This is a genomic window from Pseudomonas sp. H1h, assembly GCF_000633255.1.
GTDB lineage: Bacteria > Pseudomonadota > Gammaproteobacteria > Pseudomonadales > Pseudomonadaceae > Aquipseudomonas.
In genome coordinates, this window is the sequence record NZ_AYMJ01000026.1 from 25,895 (window position 1) to 42,044 (window position 16,150).

Below are 16,150 nucleotides of genomic sequence, written 5' to 3' on the forward strand. Positions count from 1 at the left end.
GCATTGAGCGAAGAAAATACGTACGACTCAACGAGCATTAAAGTGCTGAAAGGCCTGGATGCCGTACGCAAACGTCCCGGTATGTACATTGGTGACACCGACGATGGCAGCGGTCTGCACCACATGGTGTTCGAAGTGGTCGACAACTCGATCGACGAAGCCCTCGCCGGCCACTGCGACGACATCAGCATCATTATTCACCCGGATGAGTCCATCACCGTTAAAGACAACGGCCGTGGCATCCCGGTAGACGTGCACAAAGAGGAAGGCGTTTCCGCCGCCGAGGTCATCATGACCGTCCTCCACGCTGGCGGTAAGTTCGACGACAACTCCTACAAGGTATCCGGCGGCCTGCATGGTGTAGGTGTGTCGGTAGTGAACGCACTGTCCGAAGAGCTGGTACTGACCGTTCGCCGCAGCGGCAAGATCTGGGAACAGACCTACGTCCACGGCGTACCTCAGGCTCCGATGGCCATCGTTGGCGACAGCGAAACCACTGGTACCCAGATCCACTTCAAGGCTTCCAGCGAAACCTTCAAGAACATTCACTTCAGCTGGGACATCCTGGCCAAGCGCATTCGTGAACTGTCCTTCCTCAACTCCGGTGTCGGCATCGTCCTCAAGGACGAGCGCAGCGGCAAGGAAGAACTGTTCAAGTACGAAGGCGGCCTGCGTGCGTTCGTTGAATACCTGAACACCAACAAGACTGCGGTCAACCAGGTGTTCCACTTCAACATCCAGCGTGAAGACGGCATCGGCGTGGAAATCGCTCTGCAGTGGAACGACAGCTTCAACGAGAACCTGTTGTGCTTCACCAACAACATTCCGCAGCGCGACGGCGGCACCCACCTGGTGGGCTTCCGTTCGGCCCTGACGCGTAACCTGAACAACTACATCGAGCAGGAAGGTCTGGCGAAGAAGCACAAAGTCGCCACCACCGGTGACGATGCCCGTGAAGGCCTGACCGCAATCATATCGGTGAAAGTACCGGATCCGAAGTTCAGCTCGCAGACCAAAGACAAGCTGGTGTCTTCCGAAGTGAAGACAGCGGTCGAACAGGAAATGGGCAAGTACTTCTCCGACTTCCTGCTGGAAAACCCGAACGAAGCGAAGCTGGTTGTCGGCAAGATGATCGACGCTGCGCGTGCCCGTGAAGCGGCGCGTAAAGCCCGTGAGATGACCCGCCGCAAAGGCGCGCTGGACATCGCCGGTCTGCCGGGCAAGCTCGCTGACTGCCAGGAAAAAGACCCGGCACTGTCTGAACTGTACCTCGTGGAAGGTGACTCCGCGGGCGGCTCTGCCAAGCAGGGACGTAACCGCAAGACCCAGGCGATCCTGCCGTTGAAGGGCAAGATCCTCAACGTCGAGAAGGCACGTTTCGACAAGATGATCTCGTCCCAGGAAGTGGGCACGCTGATCACCGCGCTGGGCTGCGGCATCGGTCGCGAAGAGTACAACATCGACAAGCTGCGTTATCACAACATCATCATCATGACCGATGCTGACGTCGACGGTTCGCACATCCGCACCCTGCTGCTGACCTTCTTCTTCCGTCAGTTGCCGGAGCTGATCGAGCGCGGCTACATCTACATCGCTCAGCCGCCGCTGTACAAGGTCAAGAAAGGCAAGCAAGAGCAATACATCAAAGACGACGACGCCATGGAAGAGTACATGACGCAGTCGGCCCTGGAAGATGCGAGCCTGCACCTGAACGAAGAGGCCCCAGGTATTTCCGGTGAAGCCCTGGAGCGTCTGGTAAATGACTTCCGCATGGTGATGAAGACCCTCAAGCGTCTGTCGCGCCTGTACCCGCAGGAGCTGACCGAGCACTTCATTTACCTACCGGCTGTCAGCCTGGAAATGCTCGGCGACCATGCCAAGATGCAGGACTGGCTGGCCCAGTACGAAGTCCGTCTGCGCACCGTCGAGAAGTCGGGCCTGGTCTACAAGGCCAGCCTGCGTGAGGACCGTGAGCGTGGCGTTTGGCTGCCAGAGGTCGAACTGATCTCCCACGGCCTGTCGAACTACGTCACCTTCAACCGCGACTTCTTCGGCAGCAACGACTACAAGACTGTCGTCACCCTTGGCGCTCAACTGAGCACCCTGCTCGACGAAGGCGCGTACATCCAGCGTGGCGAGCGCAAGAAAGCGGTCACCGAGTTCAAGGAAGCTTTGGACTGGCTGATGGCTGAAAGCACCAAGCGTCACACCATCCAGCGATACAAAGGTCTGGGCGAAATGAACCCGGATCAGCTGTGGGAAACCACGATGGACCCAAGTGTGCGTCGCATGCTGAAAGTCACCATCGAAGACGCCATTGGCGCAGACCAGATCTTCAACACCCTGATGGGTGATGCGGTCGAACCTCGCCGTGACTTCATCGAGAGCAACGCTCTGGCGGTGTCCAACCTGGATTTCTGATCCCCGTCGACGCCCCCGAAAAAAGGCCAACGCATTAGCGTTGGCCTTTTTTTTTGGGCGAGCACAAACAACGACGTCGTCTTGGCGGCTTGCGTGTTTACTCGGACGCTGCCGCCACACTTTCCAACCGATACCCATACCCATAAATCGTCAACAGTTGCCAACCCCGATCCGCCGTCAGCCCCAGTTTGTTGCGCAGACGGTAGATGTGCGTGTCCAGCGGTCGCGACGAGACCACCTCTTCATGGGGCCAGAACCGCTCGTAAAGATACTCGCGTGACAACGGCCGGCCCAGATTGCTGAACAGGCAGCGCGCGAGGCGATATTCGCGTTCGGTCATGACGATGGGTTTGTGGTCGCGGGTGACGGTCAGTTCGGCGTCGTCAAAGGTCAGGTCATTGAAGCTCAGCACTTCGGAGGCGGTACTGCGTTGCTGGCTGTGCCGGCGCAGTACGGCAGCGACTCGGGCTTTGAGTTCGTTGGGGCGGAACGGTTTGCTGACGTAATCGTCGGCACCGGCGTTCAGGGCCTGGACGATATCGCTTTCGCCGTCACGGCTGGTCAGCATGATCGCGGCGGGCGGCGACTCCATGTGTTCGCGGGTCCAGCGTAGCAGCGCCAGGCCGGTCAGGTCGGGCAGTTGCCAGTCGAGAATCAGCAGGTCGAAAGTGTCCCGGCGCAGTTGGCGCAACAGGTCCTCTCCCCGCTCAAAGCTGTGCAGTGACCATGGCTGGTCGCCCGCGACCGCCATTTGCTGCAGGGTTTGCTCGACCCTTCGCAGTTCGGCAGGTTCATCGTCCAGTATCGCAACGCGCATACGCGTGGGTTCCTTGTTGCTTGGGCAGTGGCCGACAACCTTAACGGCCTGGCCTGTGCAGTGAAAGTAAGCCGTCCGCCGTCGGTCGACGTCCGCTATGATTCTTCGGATCTACGTCTTCAGACCTGTGACCCATGAAACCATTCACTGCCCCCCGCCCCGTTTGCCATGAATAGCCCGCGTCGCCGTGAAAGTCGCGAGCCGAGTCAGGTCCAGCGCCTGTTTCGGCGGCTGGTGCGTGAGTGGTTGTGGATAAGTCTAGTGCTGTTGCCGCTGACTGCGCTGTTGTCGTATCGCGCCCAGATCAATCTGCACGACGCGGTCCCGGGCTGGAGCGCGCTGCTCTCGGTGGGTCTGGTGGCGTGTGTCCTCGGTTTGCTGCTGTGGCGCCCGCGCTGGGCGATCTGGGTGACGCTGGGCGGGGTGGCGTGCGTGTTGCTGAGCAGCGCCGGGCTGGCGCAAGTCCGGCACTGGTGGTCACCGACCCCGGCGGCGCTCGGCATGTTGTTCGGCTATCTGATCTGGAACTGGCGACGCCTGAGTGTGGTGCTGACGTACTTTGGCTGGGAATTGGCGCGGCTGGACCGCGAGCCGAAAGTCTTCCCGGAACGTCGCCGCGCGCAATTCACCAGCGCTGACCAGTTGCAGGGGCAGATCATGGCCCTGGAACAAGCCATGAGCCGCACCCGCGATACCCGGCGTTTCATCGCCGACGGTCTGGAGTACCTGCCGGTAGCGACGCTGATCAGCGATCCCAAGGGGCAGATCCTGCTGGGCAACCGCAAGGCCCGCGTGTTGTTCGATCACCCGTTGGTGGGTGACGACGTGCTGGAGCAACTGGCCCGTCTCGGTTATCCGGAGTTGTCCACAGCGCCCCACCCGGCATTGTCCGCGCTGGCGCTGCTGGAGTTTCGTGATTACAAGGAACGCAGCCTGCGCCTGGAGCGTGCGGCATTGCTGCCGGTGGACGGTGACACGCCCATCGGCTGGCTACTGAGCCTCACCGACCTGAGTGCCGAACGCGCGGCTGAAGAACAGCGCGGTGTATTGCTGCGTTTTCTCTCCCACGATCTGCGTGCTCCACATTCGGCGATCCTTGCCCTGCTCGATGTGCATCGCCATCAGGCCGGTGCGGATTCACCGTTGTTCGAGCAGATCGAGCGCCAGGTACGTCGCGCGCTGGAATTGACCGACGGTTTCGTATTGCTGGCGCGGGCGGAATCCGAGGCTTACCAGTTCCAGCCCAGCCTGTTTGCGATGCTGGTGCTGGACGTGTTGGATCAGGCCCTGCCCATCGCCCAGCAGAAAAACATCAAACTGCTGCACGTGATGGATGAGCCCTCTCAGGAGCGACTGATTCAGGCCGACCAAGGGCTGCTGACCCGCGCCTTGTTCAATCTGCTGGAAAACGCGATCAAGTACAGCCCGGCAGGCACCACGGTTCAGTTGAGCGCCAGTTGTCAGGGCGACTGGCTGCGTTGTGAACTGACCGATCAGGGCAAAGGCATTGCCGCCGAAGAACTGCCGGATCTGTTCACTCAATACCGACGTTTTTCATCGGCGCAGGGCATTGATGGCGTTGGCCTGGGGCTATCGATGGTCAAGGCGGTGGTCGATCATCATGGTGGCAGCATCGAATGTCACAGCGTCATCGATCAGGGCACAACGTTCCGGCTGCAGTTACCGCTGATTGCAGAGTGAGCAGGCACAAAAAAACCGGCTATATCAGCCGGTTTTTTTACTTCCGAAAAAAACTTATGCACGTTTTACGGTGTTTTATGAGCTTGAGAAATATATAAGTAAATCAATAATTTACTTTCAATATTCAGGCTTTTTCAACAAAACCGTACACAGGTTATCCACAAAATCTCAGACAGCCATCTGATCATTTGCCGCCGGTGTCTGGGGGGCCGGTGGCAGGGAACCCATTTCGCGCTGAGCCTGCTCGTTCCAGGCCTGGACCCGGTCGTTCAGATCGGCGATGGCACGTGGGCCAGTGCCCTCGGCGTACATCGGCTCACCGATGACCACGGTAATCACGCCCTGCTTCTTGCCCCAGCCGATTTTCGGCCAGAACTTGCCGGCATTGTGTGCAATCGGCAGTACCGGAAGCGCCGCATTCACAGCCAATGCGCTGCCACTGCGGGAGAACTTGCCAATGGTGCCGTAGGGAACGCGGGTGCCTTCAGGGAAGATCAGTACCCAAACGTTGTCCTTGAGCAGCTCATCGCCTTTGGCTGCCACTTGCTTGAGCGCGGCTTTCGGGTTGTCGCGGTCGATCGCGATCGGCCGCAGCATGGCCATCGCCCAGCCGAAAAACGGCACGTAAAGCAATTCACGCTTGAGCACCTGGCTCAAGGGCGAGAAATAAGCGGAGAGAAAGAATGTCTCCCAAGTACTCTGGTGGTTCGACTGAATCACACAGTGCCGATCCGGCACATTTTCTGCGCCTTTGATTTCGTAACGGATACCGAGAAACACCTTGGTCAACCACAAGGCACAACGGCACCAGTACACGTTGATGAAACGATAACGCGCCTTGAATGGCAAAAAGGGCGCGATAAAAAAACTCAAACTGCACCACAGCAGCGAGGTGGTGCCCAGCAGCAGGTAAAAGAGAAGGATTCTGATGGCCCGCAGTATCGACATAGTGACGTTTACCGTTACGGGGCAATCCCCGGCTGTTCAAGCGCACTCCCGATCAATCCCTGGTCAGGAACTTCAGAAGTACTCTAGTTGTGGATAAGTTCTGCGGCAATCGCCGCCAGATCGTCAAAAATCAGAGTGCCAACCGGCAGGGTTTTGCCCTGAGTCTTTTCGCCTTTTCCGGTCTTTACCAAAACTGGCTGTGAATCGACGGCTTTGGCCGCTTCCAGGTCACCAAGGCTGTCGCCGACGAACCAGACATTCGCAAGCGCCACGTTGTAATGCCCGGCGATGGTTTTCAACATTCCCGGTTTCGGCTTGCGGCAATCGCAACCTTCGTCCGGGCCATGCGGGCAGTAAACGATCAGCCCGACTTCACCGCCCTGCTCCGCTACCAGTTCGCGCAAGCGCGCGTGCATGGCGTCGAGGGTGGCGAGGTCGTAGTAGCCGCGAGCAATACCCGACTGGTTGGTGGCGACCGCCACCGTCCAGCCGGCCTTGCTCAACTGCGCAATCGCCTCGATCGAGCCGGGCAGCGGAATCCACTCCTCCACCGACTTGATGTAAGCGTCGGAGTCGTAATTGATCACTCCGTCCCGATCGAGAATCAGCAGTTTCAACAGCAATCCCTCAACCCAGCAGCGAAATGTCGGCAACACCCAGGAACAGGCCACGCAGGCGCGCCAGCAGCGCGTAGCGGTTGGCCCGTACATTGGCGTCTTCGGCATTGACCATCACTGCGTCAAAGAACGCGTCCACCGGCTCACGCAAGGCAGCCAGGCGCGCCAGCGATTCGTTGTACTGACGCGCCGCGGCCATTGGCTGTACAGCCTGATCCGCTTGCTGGATCGCCGAGTACAGCGAGAACTCGTTGGCGTTGTCGAAGTATTTGGCCTGAACGTCGGTCGGCACGGAGCCCTCCACCTTGCTCAGCAGGTTCGACACACGCTTGTTGACCGCCGCCAGTGCCGCCGCTTCCGGCAGTTTGCGGAAGGCCTGAACCGCTTGCACACGCTGGTCGAAGTCCAGCGCCGAACCTGGCTTCAGGGCACGTACCGACAGGTAGGTCGCGACATCCACGCCTTCGTCTTCGTAACGCGCACGCAGACGGTCGAAGATGAATTCCAGCACTGCATCATTCAGGCCGGCAGCCTTGACCTTGGTACCGAACGCGGCCACGGCGAAAGCCACAGCATCGTTCAGATCGAGGTCGAGTTTCTTCTCGATCAGGATACGCAGCACACCGAGTGCCGCGCGACGCAGGGCATACGGGTCCTTGCTGCCGGTTGGCAGCATGCCGATACCGAAGATGCCGACCAGGGTGTCGAGCTTGTCGGCGATCGCGACAGCGGCACCGGTCAGGGTCGCTGGCAGTTCAGCACCGGCACCACGCGGCATGTACTGCTCGTTCAGCGCCAGCGCGACGTCTTCTGGCTCGCCATCATTGAGGGCGTAGTAGTAACCGGCGACACCTTGCATCTCCGGGAACTCGCCGACCATTTCGGTCGCCAGGTCGCACTTGGACAGCAGGCCTGCACGGGCAGCCCACGAAGCATTGCCGCCGATACGTGCGGCGATGTAGGCCGCCAGTTTCGAAACGCGCTCGGCCTTGTCGTAGACGCTGCCGAGCTTTTCCTGGAACACCACGTTCTGCAGGCGATCGTTGAACGCTTCGAGCTTCTGCTTCTTGTCTTGCTTGAAGAAGAACTCGGCGTCGGTCAGACGTGGGCGAACCACCTTTTCGTTACCGTCGATGATCTGCTGCGGGTCTTTGCTTTCGATGTTGGCTACGGTGATGAACCGTGGCAGCAACTTGCCGTCGGCGTCCAGCAGGCAGAAGTACTTCTGGTTGTCCTGCATGGTGGTGATCAGTGCTTCCTGCGGCACGTCGAGGAAACGTTCCTCGAACGAGCACACCAGCGGCACCGGCCATTCGACCAGCGCGGTCACTTCGTCGAGCAGCGCCGGCGGCACGATGGCGGTGCCTTCCTGACGGGTTGCCAGTTCTTCGGTGCGCTTGCTGATGATCTCGCGACGCTCATTGGCGTCGGCCAGGACATAAGCGGCACGCAGGTCAGCGAGGTAGCTGGACGGCGAACCGATGCGCACGTTTTGCGGGTGGTGGAAGCGGTGACCACGGGAGTCACGGCCAGCCTTCTGCGCAAGGATGGTGCAGTCGATGACCTGGTCACCGAGCAACATCACCAGCCACTGGGTCGGACGCACGAACTCTTCCTTGCGCGCACCCCAACGCATGCGTTTCGGGATCGGCAGGTCGTTCAGCGAATCTTCGACGATGGTCGGCAGCAGACTTGCGGTCGGCTTGCCGGCGATGCTCTGGCTGTAGCGCAGTTTCGGACCGCTCTGGTCGATTTCGCTCAGCTCGACGCCGCACTTCTTGGCAAAACCCAGTGCCGCTTGGGTCGGATTGCCTTCGGCATCGAACGCAGCCTGACGCGGCGGGCCGTCGAGGTTGATGCTGCGATCCGGCTGCTGGGTCGCCAGCGCGGTAATCAGCACGGCCAGACGACGCGGCGCGGCGTAGACGGTTTTGCTTTCGTAGTTCAGGCCGGCGGCTTGCAGGCCCTTGTCGATACCGGCGAGAAACGCCTCAGCCAGGGTGTTCAGGGCTTTGGGTGGCAGTTCTTCGGTGCCCAGTTCAACCAGAAAATCTTGCGCACTCATTGTGCTGCCTCCAGCTTGGCCAGTACTTCGTCACGCAGGTCCGGGGTCGCCATCGGGAAGCCCAGCTTGGCGCGTGCCAGCAGGTAGGCTTGCGCAACGGAACGCGCCAGGGTGCGTACGCGCAGAATGTATTGCTGACGAGCGGTCACCGAGATTGCCCGGCGCGCATCCAGCAGGTTGAAGGTGTGCGAAGCCTTCAGGACCATTTCGTAGCTCGGCAACGGCAGCGGCTGGTCGAGTTCGATCAGGCGCTTGGCTTCGCTTTCATAGAAGTCGAACAGTTCGAACAGTTTGTCGACGTTGGCGTGTTCGAAGTTGTAGGTCGACTGCTCCACTTCGTTCTGGTGGAACACGTCGCCGTAGGTGACTTTGCCCATCGGGCCGTCAGCCCAGACCAGGTCGTAGACCGAGTCCACGCCTTGCAGGTACATGGCCAGACGCTCGAGACCGTAAGTGATCTCGCCGGTTACCGGGTAGCACTCGATGCCGCCAGCCTGCTGGAAGTAAGTGAACTGGGTCACTTCCATACCGTTCAGCCAGACTTCCCAGCCCAGACCCCAGGCGCCGAGGGTCGGCGATTCCCAGTTGTCTTCGACGAAGCGGATGTCGTGGACCAGCGGGTCCAGGCCGACGTGCTTGAGGGAGCCCAGGTACAGTTCCTGGAAGTTGTCCGGGTTCGGCTTCAGGACGACCTGGAACTGATAGTAGTGCTGCAGACGGTTCGGGTTTTCACCGTAGCGGCCGTCAGTCGGACGGCGGCTTGGCTGCACGTAAGCGGCGTTCCAGGTTTCCGGGCCGATGGCACGCAGGAATGTCGCGGTGTGGAAAGTGCCGGCGCCTACTTCCATATCGTAGGGCTGAAGTACCACACAACCTTGCTCGGCCCAGTATTGCTGGAGCGCGAGGATCAAGTCTTGGAAGGTACGCACGGCTGGCGTAGGCTGGCTCACGAAATTCACCTGTTTCTTGGGCTGCGATTTAAAGAGCGGGAGTATACCCGATTCAGTCGCACCTCCACCCCCTGGAGCCTTATGCCACGCTGCTTTTGGTGTACCGAAGATCCGCTGTACATGGCTTATCACGATCAGGAGTGGGGCACGCCGCTACGCGATGCGCAGGGTTTGTTCGAGTTGCTTTTGCTCGAAGGGTTCCAGGCCGGGCTTTCCTGGATCACCGTGCTGCGCAAACGCGAGCGTTATCGTGAGGTGTTGTTCGGCTTTGACGTGCAGCGCGTGGCACAGATGAGCGACGCCGAAATAGCCGAATTGATGCTCGATCCGGGGATCATCCGCAATCGCCTCAAACTCAATGCCGCCCGGCGCAATGCTCAGGCCTGGCTGGCGCTGGAAGACCCGGTGGCGTTCCTCTGGTCGTTCGTCGGCAACCAGCCGATCATCAATCATTTCAAGGATCGCAGCGAAGTCCCGGCGATCACCCCCGAAGCGCTGGCGATGAGCAAAGCCCTGAAAAAGGCCGGGTTCACGTTCGTCGGCCCGACCATTTGCTACGCGCTGATGCAAGCCTCGGGCATGGTCATGGATCACACCCGGGACTGCGACCGCTACGCGCAGCTGGTAAACGGCGGTTAGAATGGCCGCCTCGCGCACAGCACAAGATCAGGAGTGACCTGTGGAAAAGTTTAAAGGCGCCTTGCTGGTAGGCGCTCTGCGGCTGTTTGCCCTGCTGCCATGGCGGGCCGTGCAGGCCGTGGGTTCGACGATCGGCTGGATCATGTGGAAAACCCCCAACCGCTCCCGCGACGTGGTGCGGATCAACCTCGCCAAATGTTTTCCACAGATGGACCCGGCCGAGCGTGAGCGTCTGGTCGGCCAGAGCCTGAAAGACATCGGCAAATCGCTGACCGAAAGCGCCTGTGCATGGATCTGGCCGGCCCAGCGCTCGATCGATCTGGTACGTGAAGTCGAAGGCCTCGACATCCTCAAGGACGCATTGGCCTCGGGCAAAGGCGTGGTCGGCATCACCAGCCACCTGGGCAACTGGGAAGTGCTCAACCACTTCTATTGCAGCCAGTGCAAACCAATCATTTTCTACCGTCCACCGAAGCTCAAGGCTGTGGACGAATTGCTGCGCAAACAGCGCGTGCAGTTGGGCAACAAGGTCGCCGCCTCGACCAAGGAAGGCATCCTCAGCGTGATCAAGGAAGTGCGCAAAGGTGGTGCAGTGGGTATCCCCGCTGACCCGGAACCGGCCGAATCCGCCGGAATCTTCGTGCCGTTCTTCGCCACGCAGGCACTGACCAGCAAATTCGTGCCGAACATGCTCGCCGGTGGCAAAGCGGTCGGCGTGTTCCTGCATGCCCTGCGCCTGCCGGACGGTTCCGGCTACAAAGTAATCCTCGAGGCGGCGCCAGAGGCCATGTACAGCACCGATACCACTGAGTCCTGCGCGGCCATGAGTAAAGTGGTCGAGCGTTATGTGGCGGCGTATCCGAGCCAGTACATGTGGAGCATGAAGCGCTTCAAGAAGCGCCCGCCGGGCGAAGCGCGCTGGTACTGAGCTGGATTGACGAGATTGGCATGATCTGTGGATAACCTCACTGCCGAGGTTATCCACAACCGTTCACTCAAGGGCGCAAGAAGATGTCCGAACAGCGCAAATCGTTTCGAATCAAAATCACCCACGACAGCTTTGGCGAATGCCTGGGCCAGACGCGCAATCTGTCGCCCACCGGGGTGTATGTCCAGCACCCGCGCCTGGCGTCATTGCCCAAGGGCGCGGTGGTTTATGGCCAGGTGCAGGATTTGCCCACAGGGGCGCCGCGGGTGCGAATGGAAGTGGTGACGGTGGACGCCGAAGGCATCGGCCTGCGCTATTTGTGAGCGACGCCCGCTGACTTATTGCGCCTGACGATCGAGCTTCTTCAGAAACACCGTCATTTCTTTTTCGGCCTGCTTGTCGCCGTGGGCGCGGGCGGCTTCCAGACCCTGTTCCCATGCCTGACGTGCCGCGGCGTGATCGCCCAGCGCCAGATGCGCCTTGCCGAGGAGTTTCCAGGCAGCCGAATACTTTGGGTCGAAGCCCACGCAGCGCTGGAAATGCTCGGCAGCCTTGGCGTTTTCGCCCAGATCCAGGTAACCCTTGCCCAGACCAAAGCGCAGCAATGAGTTATCCACACCCTTGGCGAGCATTTTTTCCAGGGATTCGAGCATGGGGGGATTCCTTTCTTGGGTGTGTCAGGTGTTGATGGGGGTTATTGAGACCGCCTTCGCGAGCAGGCTCGCTCCCACAGGGGAAACGCATTCCAAATGTGGGAGCGGGCTTGCTCGCGAAGAGGCCAGTGCTGTCACCGCAAACCTCAGAAGAAGCTGAGGCCCACATGAAACAGCTTCTCCACATCGCGAATATGCTTTTTATCCACAAGGAACAGAATCACATGGTCGCCCGTTTCGATCACGGTATCGTCGTGGGCGATGATCACTTCTTCGTTGCGGATGATCGCGCCAATCGTGCTGCCCGGCGGCAGGCCGATTTTCTCGATGGGCCGGCCGATGACCTTGCTCGATTTCGCATCCCCGTGGGCAATCGCCTCGATGGCCTCTGCTGCACCGCGGCGCAGTGAGTGCACGCTGACGATATCGCCCCGCCGTACGTGAGCCAGCAACGTGCCGATGGTTGCCAGTTGCGGGCTGATGGCGATGTCGATGTCGCCGCCCTGAATCAGGTCGACGTAGGCCGGGTTGTTGATGATCGTCATCACTTTCTTCGCCCCCAGCCGTTTGGCCAGCAGCGACGACATGATGTTGGCTTCGTCATCGTTGGTCAGCGCAAGGAAGATGTCGGCGTCGGCAATGTTCTCTTCCAGCAGCAGGTCGCGGTCCGACGCGCTGCCCTGCAGCACCACGGTGCTGTCGAGGGTGTCGGAGAGATAGCGGCAGCGCGCCGGGTTCATCTCGATGATCTTCACCTGATAGCGGCTTTCGATGGCCTCGGCCAGACGCTCGCCGATCTGCCCGCCACCGGCGATGACGATGCGCTTGTAGGTTTCGTCGAGACGGCGCATTTCGCTCATCACCGCGCGAATGTTCTCACGGGCGGCGATGAAGAAGACTTCGTCGTCGGCCTCGATCACCGTGTCACCTTGCGGCAGGATCGGCCGGTCTCGGCGGAAGATCGCAGCCACGCGGGTTTCGACATTCGGCATGTGCTCGCGCAACTGGCGCAGTTGCTGACCCACCAGCGGCCCGCCGTAATAGGCGCGCACCGCCACCAGTTGCGCCTGGCCTTCGGCGAAGTCGATTACCTGCAAGGCGCCGGGATGCTGGATCAGGCGCTTGATGTAATTGGTCACCACCTGCTCGGGGCTGATCAGCACGTCGACCGGAATCGCTTCGTTCTGGAACAGCTGTTCCTCGCGATTGAGATAGGACGCTTCGCGCACCCGGGCGATTTTGGTCGGGGTGTGGAACAGGGTGTGGGCGACCTGGCAGGCGACCATGTTGGTCTCGTCGCTGTTGGTCACCGCCACCAGCATGTCGGCATCATCGGCGCCGGCCTGGCGCAGCACCGACGGCAGCGAGCCACGGCCCTGAATGGTGCGGATGTCGAGACGGTCGCCGAGATCGCGCAGGCGCTCGCCGTCGGTGTCGACCACAGTGATGTCGTTGGCTTCGCTCGCCAGGTGTTCAGCCAGCGAACCGCCGACCTGCCCCGCACCGAGGATGATGATTTTCATCCAGTCACTCCGTTGAATCCATTTAGCCGCGCGCGGCAGCGATCTTGATCAGCTTGGCGTAGTAGAACCCGTCATGCCCGCCCTGCTGGGCCAGCAATTGGCGACCATGGGGCTGTTTGATTCCGGCCGTGGTCGACAGATCCAGTTCACGGGCCCCCGGCGTGCGCTCAAGGAACGCGGCGATGACTTCGGTGTTCTCGGTCGGCAAGGTGGAGCAGGTGGCGTAAAGCAGAATGCCGCCCACCTCGAGCGTTTTCCACAGGGCGTCGAGCAGTTCGCCTTGCAGTTGCGCCAAGGCAACGATGTCGTCCGGCTGACGGGTCAGCTTGATGTCCGGGTGACGACGGATCACCCCGGTGGCCGAGCACGGCGCGTCGAGCAGGATGCGCTGGAACGGCTTGCCGTCCCACCATTTTTCGGTATCGCGACCATCGGCGGCGATCAGTTCGGCGCTCAAGCCGAGCCGTTCGAGGTTCTCTTTGACTCGCACCAGACGCTTGGCTTCCAGATCCACCGCGACCACGCCGGCCAGTGCCGGTTCGGCTTCGAGGATGTGGCAGGTCTTGCCGCCCGGGGCGCAACAGGCGTCGAGCACGCGCTGGCCCGGGGCCAGATCGAGCAGATCGGCGGCCAGTTGCGCGGCCTCATCCTGCACGCTGATCCAGCCTTCGGCGAAGCCCGGCAGGCTGCGCACGTCGGCGGCGGCGTCGAGAACGATGCCGTCGCGGCTGTAAACGCATGGCGTCGCAGCGATACCCGCCTCAGTCAGCAGACCGAGATAGGCATCGCGGCTGTGATGGCGGCGGTTGACCCGCAGGATCATCGGCGGGTGCGCGTTGTTCGCCGCGCAAATGGCTTCCCACTGCTCAGGCCAGAAGGCTTTCAGGGATTTTTGCAGCCAGCGCGGGTGAGCGGTGCGCACCACTGGATCACGTTCCAGCTCGGCGAAAATCGTTTCGCTTTCGCGCTGGGCATTGCGCAGCACGGCATTGAGCAGGCCTTTGGCCCACGGCTTTTTCAGCTTGTCGGCGCAACCGACGGTTTCGCCGATGGCGGCGTGAGGCGGTACGCGGGTGTAAAGCAATTGGTAGAGACCGACCAGCAGCAGCGCTTCGACGTCAGCGTCCGCGGCCTTGAACGGCTTTTGCAGGAGCTTTTCGGCCAGTGCCGACAGCCGTGGCTGCCAGCGCGCGGTGCCGAACGCCAGATCCTGGGTGAAACCGCGATCGCGATCCTCGACCTTGTCCAGTTGTGTCGGCAGCGAACTGTTCAGCGAAGCCTTGCCGCTGAGAACGGCGGCGAGTGCCTTGGCGGCGGCCAGACGCGGGTTCATTGCGCATCCACCACGGCGCCGAGCACGGTACCGACGGCGAATTTCTCACGACGGCTGTTGAACAGGTCGCTGAAGTTCAGCGCCTTGCCGCCGGGCAATTGCAGGCGGGTCAGGCACAGCGCATGTTCGCCGCACGCGACGATCAAGCCATCCTTGCTGGCGCTGAGGATAGTGCCCGGCGCGCCGCTGCCTTCGGCAAGTGTCGCGGCCAGTACTTTCAGCGCTTCACCGTTGAGGGTGCTGTGGGTGATTGGCCATGGGTTGAAGGCGCGCACCAGTCGCTCCAGCTCGACCGCCGGACGGCTCCAGTCGATGCGTGCCTCGTCCTTGTTCAGTTTGTGCGCGTAAGTGGCGAGCTCGTCGTTCTGCACTTCGCCTTCCAGGGTCCCGGCAGCCAGGCCGGCAATCGCCTGGACCACGGCGGGCGGACCCATTTCGGCGAGGCGGTCGTGCAGGCTGCCGCCGGTGTCGTCGGTGCTGATCGGGGTCACGACCTTGAGCAGCATCGGCCCGGTATCCAGGCCCGCTTCCATGCGCATCACGGTCACGCCGCTTTCGGCATCACCGTGTTCCACGGCGCGCTGGATCGGCGCCGCACCGCGCCAGCGTGGCAGCAGGGAGGCGTGGCTGTTGATGCAGCCCAGGCGTGGAATATCCAGCACCGCTTGCGGCAGGATCAGGCCATAGGCAACCACCACCAGCAAATCCGGCTGCAGTGCGGCCAGCTCGGACTGGGCGTCGGCGTTGCGCAAAGTCGGCGGCTGCAACACCTGGATATTATTTTCCAGCGCGAGTTGTTTGACCGGGCTCGGCATCAGTTTTTGCCCACGACCGGCCGGACGGTCCGGTTGGGTGTAGACCGCAACGATCTCGTAAGGGCTGTTCAGCAGGGCCTTGAGGTGTTCGGCGGCGAATTCCGGAGTGCCGGCAAAAACGATGCGCAGTGGCTCAGTCATGAAAGGAGTCTCATAAAAAGAAAAAGGCTTGCCGCAGCAAGCCTTTGAAGAGGGGCATCAAGCGTTCTGGCGATGGAGCTTTTCCAGTTTCTTCTTGATCCGGTCGCGTTTGAGCGTGGACAGGTAGTCGACGAACAACTTGCCGTTGAGGTGGTCGCATTCGTGCTGGATGCACACGGCGAGCAGGCCTTCGGCGATCAGTTCGTAAGGTTGGCCGTCGCGGTCCAGCGCCTTGATCCTGACCTTCTGCGGGCGGTCGACGTTTTCGTAGAAGCCCGGCACCGAGAGGCAGCCTTCCTGATACTGGTCCATTTCTTCGGTCAGCGATTCGAACTCGGGGTTGATGAACACCCGGGGTTCGGTGCGGTCTTCGGAAAGGTCCATCACGACGATACGTTGGTGCACGTTGACCTGGGTCGCGGCGAGGCCGATGCCCGGCGCTTCATACATTGTTTCAAACATGTCATCGACCAACTGACGCACTTCGTCGTCCACTACAGCCACAGGCTTGGCGATAGTACGCAGACGCGGGTCCGGGAATTCGAGGATGTTTAAAATGGCCATAGGCTGATTGCTGCACGTATTGAGTAAAGTCGGGT

General features: G+C 60.7%; 15 protein-coding genes. 5 read left to right on the forward strand and 10 right to left on the reverse strand.

Annotated features, from left to right (window positions below; translation table 11 throughout):
* Positions 1 to 3 precede the first annotated feature (3 nt).
* The gene (gene gyrB / locus U862_RS0121255; RefSeq protein ID WP_007960764.1) at positions 4 to 2,421 is read left to right on the forward strand and encodes a DNA topoisomerase (ATP-hydrolyzing) subunit B; all 2,418 of its coding nucleotides are present in this window, start codon (positions 4 to 6) and stop codon (positions 2,419 to 2,421) included.
* Between the two features lie 97 nt (positions 2,422 to 2,518).
* Here gyrB and U862_RS0121260 read toward each other — a convergent pair whose 3' ends face one another.
* Positions 2,519 to 3,238 carry a response regulator transcription factor gene (locus U862_RS0121260; RefSeq protein WP_025112256.1) on the reverse strand — a complete coding sequence of 240 codons (720 nt, stop codon included), beginning with the start codon at positions 3,236 to 3,238 and terminating at the stop codon, positions 2,519 to 2,521.
* 168 nt (positions 3,239 to 3,406) lie between these two features.
* Between U862_RS0121260 and U862_RS0121265 the strand changes: the two genes are divergently transcribed.
* On the forward strand, positions 3,407 to 4,939 hold the full coding sequence (locus tag U862_RS0121265) for a HAMP domain-containing sensor histidine kinase (protein WP_025112257.1): 1,533 nt from the start codon (positions 3,407 to 3,409) through the stop codon (positions 4,937 to 4,939).
* 168 nt (positions 4,940 to 5,107) lie between these two features.
* Here U862_RS0121265 and U862_RS0121270 read toward each other — a convergent pair whose 3' ends face one another.
* The 4 genes from U862_RS0121270 to glyQ all read right to left on the reverse strand — a co-directional run bounded on the left by U862_RS0121270 (position 5,108) and on the right by glyQ (position 9,519).
* Positions 5,108 to 5,887 carry a 1-acyl-sn-glycerol-3-phosphate acyltransferase gene (locus U862_RS0121270; RefSeq protein WP_025112258.1) on the reverse strand — a complete coding sequence of 260 codons (780 nt, stop codon included), beginning with the start codon at positions 5,885 to 5,887 and terminating at the stop codon, positions 5,108 to 5,110.
* 83 nt (positions 5,888 to 5,970) lie between these two features.
* The gene (gene gmhB, locus U862_RS0121275; RefSeq protein WP_177327360.1) at positions 5,971 to 6,510 is read right to left on the reverse strand and encodes a D-glycero-beta-D-manno-heptose 1,7-bisphosphate 7-phosphatase; all 540 of its coding nucleotides are present in this window, start codon (positions 6,508 to 6,510) and stop codon (positions 5,971 to 5,973) included.
* 4 nt (positions 6,511 to 6,514) lie between these two features.
* Positions 6,515 to 8,569 carry a glycine--tRNA ligase subunit beta gene (gene glyS, locus U862_RS0121280; RefSeq protein ID WP_025112260.1) on the reverse strand — a complete coding sequence of 685 codons (2,055 nt, stop codon included), beginning with the start codon at positions 8,567 to 8,569 and terminating at the stop codon, positions 6,515 to 6,517.
* The gene (gene glyQ / locus U862_RS0121285) at positions 8,566 to 9,519 is read right to left on the reverse strand and encodes a glycine--tRNA ligase subunit alpha (RefSeq protein WP_025112261.1); all 954 of its coding nucleotides are present in this window, start codon (positions 9,517 to 9,519) and stop codon (positions 8,566 to 8,568) included. Before glyQ ends, glyS begins: the two co-directional genes overlap by 4 nt.
* 81 nt (positions 9,520 to 9,600) lie before the next feature.
* On the opposite strand from glyQ, the gene tag reads away from it, so the two are divergent.
* The 3 genes from tag (at position 9,601) to U862_RS0121300 (ending at position 11,409) form a co-directional block, all read left to right on the forward strand.
* The gene (tag, locus tag U862_RS0121290; protein ID WP_025112262.1) at positions 9,601 to 10,158 is read left to right on the forward strand and encodes a DNA-3-methyladenine glycosylase I; all 558 of its coding nucleotides are present in this window, start codon (positions 9,601 to 9,603) and stop codon (positions 10,156 to 10,158) included.
* Between the two features lie 40 nt (positions 10,159 to 10,198).
* On the forward strand, positions 10,199 to 11,086 hold the full coding sequence (locus U862_RS0121295) for a lysophospholipid acyltransferase (protein ID WP_025112263.1): 888 nt from the start codon (positions 10,199 to 10,201) through the stop codon (positions 11,084 to 11,086).
* 83 nt (positions 11,087 to 11,169) lie between these two features.
* Entirely contained in the window at positions 11,170 to 11,409 is a 240-nt protein-coding gene (locus U862_RS0121300; RefSeq protein WP_025112264.1) for a PilZ domain-containing protein, read from the forward strand.
* Positions 11,410 to 11,424: 15 nt separating this feature from the next.
* Here the strand turns inward: U862_RS0121300 and U862_RS0121305 are convergent, their stop codons facing one another.
* The 5 genes from U862_RS0121305 to def form a co-directional block, all read right to left on the reverse strand.
* Entirely contained in the window at positions 11,425 to 11,739 is a 315-nt protein-coding gene (locus U862_RS0121305) for a tetratricopeptide repeat protein (RefSeq protein ID WP_025112265.1), read from the reverse strand.
* 146 nt (positions 11,740 to 11,885) lie between these two features.
* Complete coding sequence (gene trkA / locus U862_RS0121310) at positions 11,886 to 13,262, reverse strand: Trk system potassium transporter TrkA (protein ID WP_003220233.1); 1,377 nt, start codon at positions 13,260 to 13,262, stop codon at positions 11,886 to 11,888.
* A gap of 22 nt (positions 13,263 to 13,284) precedes the next feature.
* Positions 13,285 to 14,595, reverse strand: a complete 1,311-nt coding sequence (rsmB, locus tag U862_RS0121315) for a 16S rRNA (cytosine(967)-C(5))-methyltransferase RsmB (RefSeq protein ID WP_025112266.1) — start codon at positions 14,593 to 14,595, stop codon at positions 13,285 to 13,287.
* Positions 14,592 to 15,551: a methionyl-tRNA formyltransferase gene (fmt, locus tag U862_RS0121320; protein ID WP_025112267.1), complete on the reverse strand. Its 960-nt coding sequence runs from the start codon at positions 15,549 to 15,551 to the stop codon at positions 14,592 to 14,594. Before fmt ends, rsmB begins: the two co-directional genes overlap by 4 nt.
* A 57-nt stretch (positions 15,552 to 15,608) precedes the next feature.
* Positions 15,609 to 16,115: a peptide deformylase gene (gene def / locus U862_RS0121325; protein ID WP_025112268.1), complete on the reverse strand. Its 507-nt coding sequence runs from the start codon at positions 16,113 to 16,115 to the stop codon at positions 15,609 to 15,611.
* Positions 16,116 to 16,150: the final 35 nt, after the last annotated feature.

Coding starts and splice junctions, on each gene's coding strand:
- U862_RS0121270 (WP_025112258.1), bottom strand. CDS start 5,887: ATGTCGATACTGCGGGCCATCAGAATCCTTCTCTTTTACCTGCTGCTG.
- U862_RS0121265 (WP_025112257.1), top strand. CDS start 3,407: ATGAATAGCCCGCGTCGCCGTGAAAGTCGCGAGCCGAGTCAGGTCCAG.
- tag (WP_025112262.1), top strand. CDS start 9,601: ATGCCACGCTGCTTTTGGTGTACCGAAGATCCGCTGTACATGGCTTAT.
- fmt (WP_025112267.1), bottom strand. CDS start 15,551: ATGACTGAGCCACTGCGCATCGTTTTTGCCGGCACTCCGGAATTCGCC.
- U862_RS0121300 (WP_025112264.1), top strand. CDS start 11,170: ATGTCCGAACAGCGCAAATCGTTTCGAATCAAAATCACCCACGACAGC.
- U862_RS0121305 (WP_025112265.1), bottom strand. CDS start 11,739: ATGCTCGAATCCCTGGAAAAAATGCTCGCCAAGGGTGTGGATAACTCA.
- trkA (WP_003220233.1), bottom strand. CDS start 13,262: ATGAAAATCATCATCCTCGGTGCGGGGCAGGTCGGCGGTTCGCTGGCT.
- U862_RS0121260 (WP_025112256.1), bottom strand. CDS start 3,238: ATGCGCGTTGCGATACTGGACGATGAACCTGCCGAACTGCGAAGGGTC.
- rsmB (WP_025112266.1), bottom strand. CDS start 14,595: ATGAACCCGCGTCTGGCCGCCGCCAAGGCACTCGCCGCCGTTCTCAGC.
- def (WP_025112268.1), bottom strand. CDS start 16,115: ATGGCCATTTTAAACATCCTCGAATTCCCGGACCCGCGTCTGCGTACT.
- glyS (WP_025112260.1), bottom strand. CDS start 8,569: ATGAGTGCGCAAGATTTTCTGGTTGAACTGGGCACCGAAGAACTGCCA.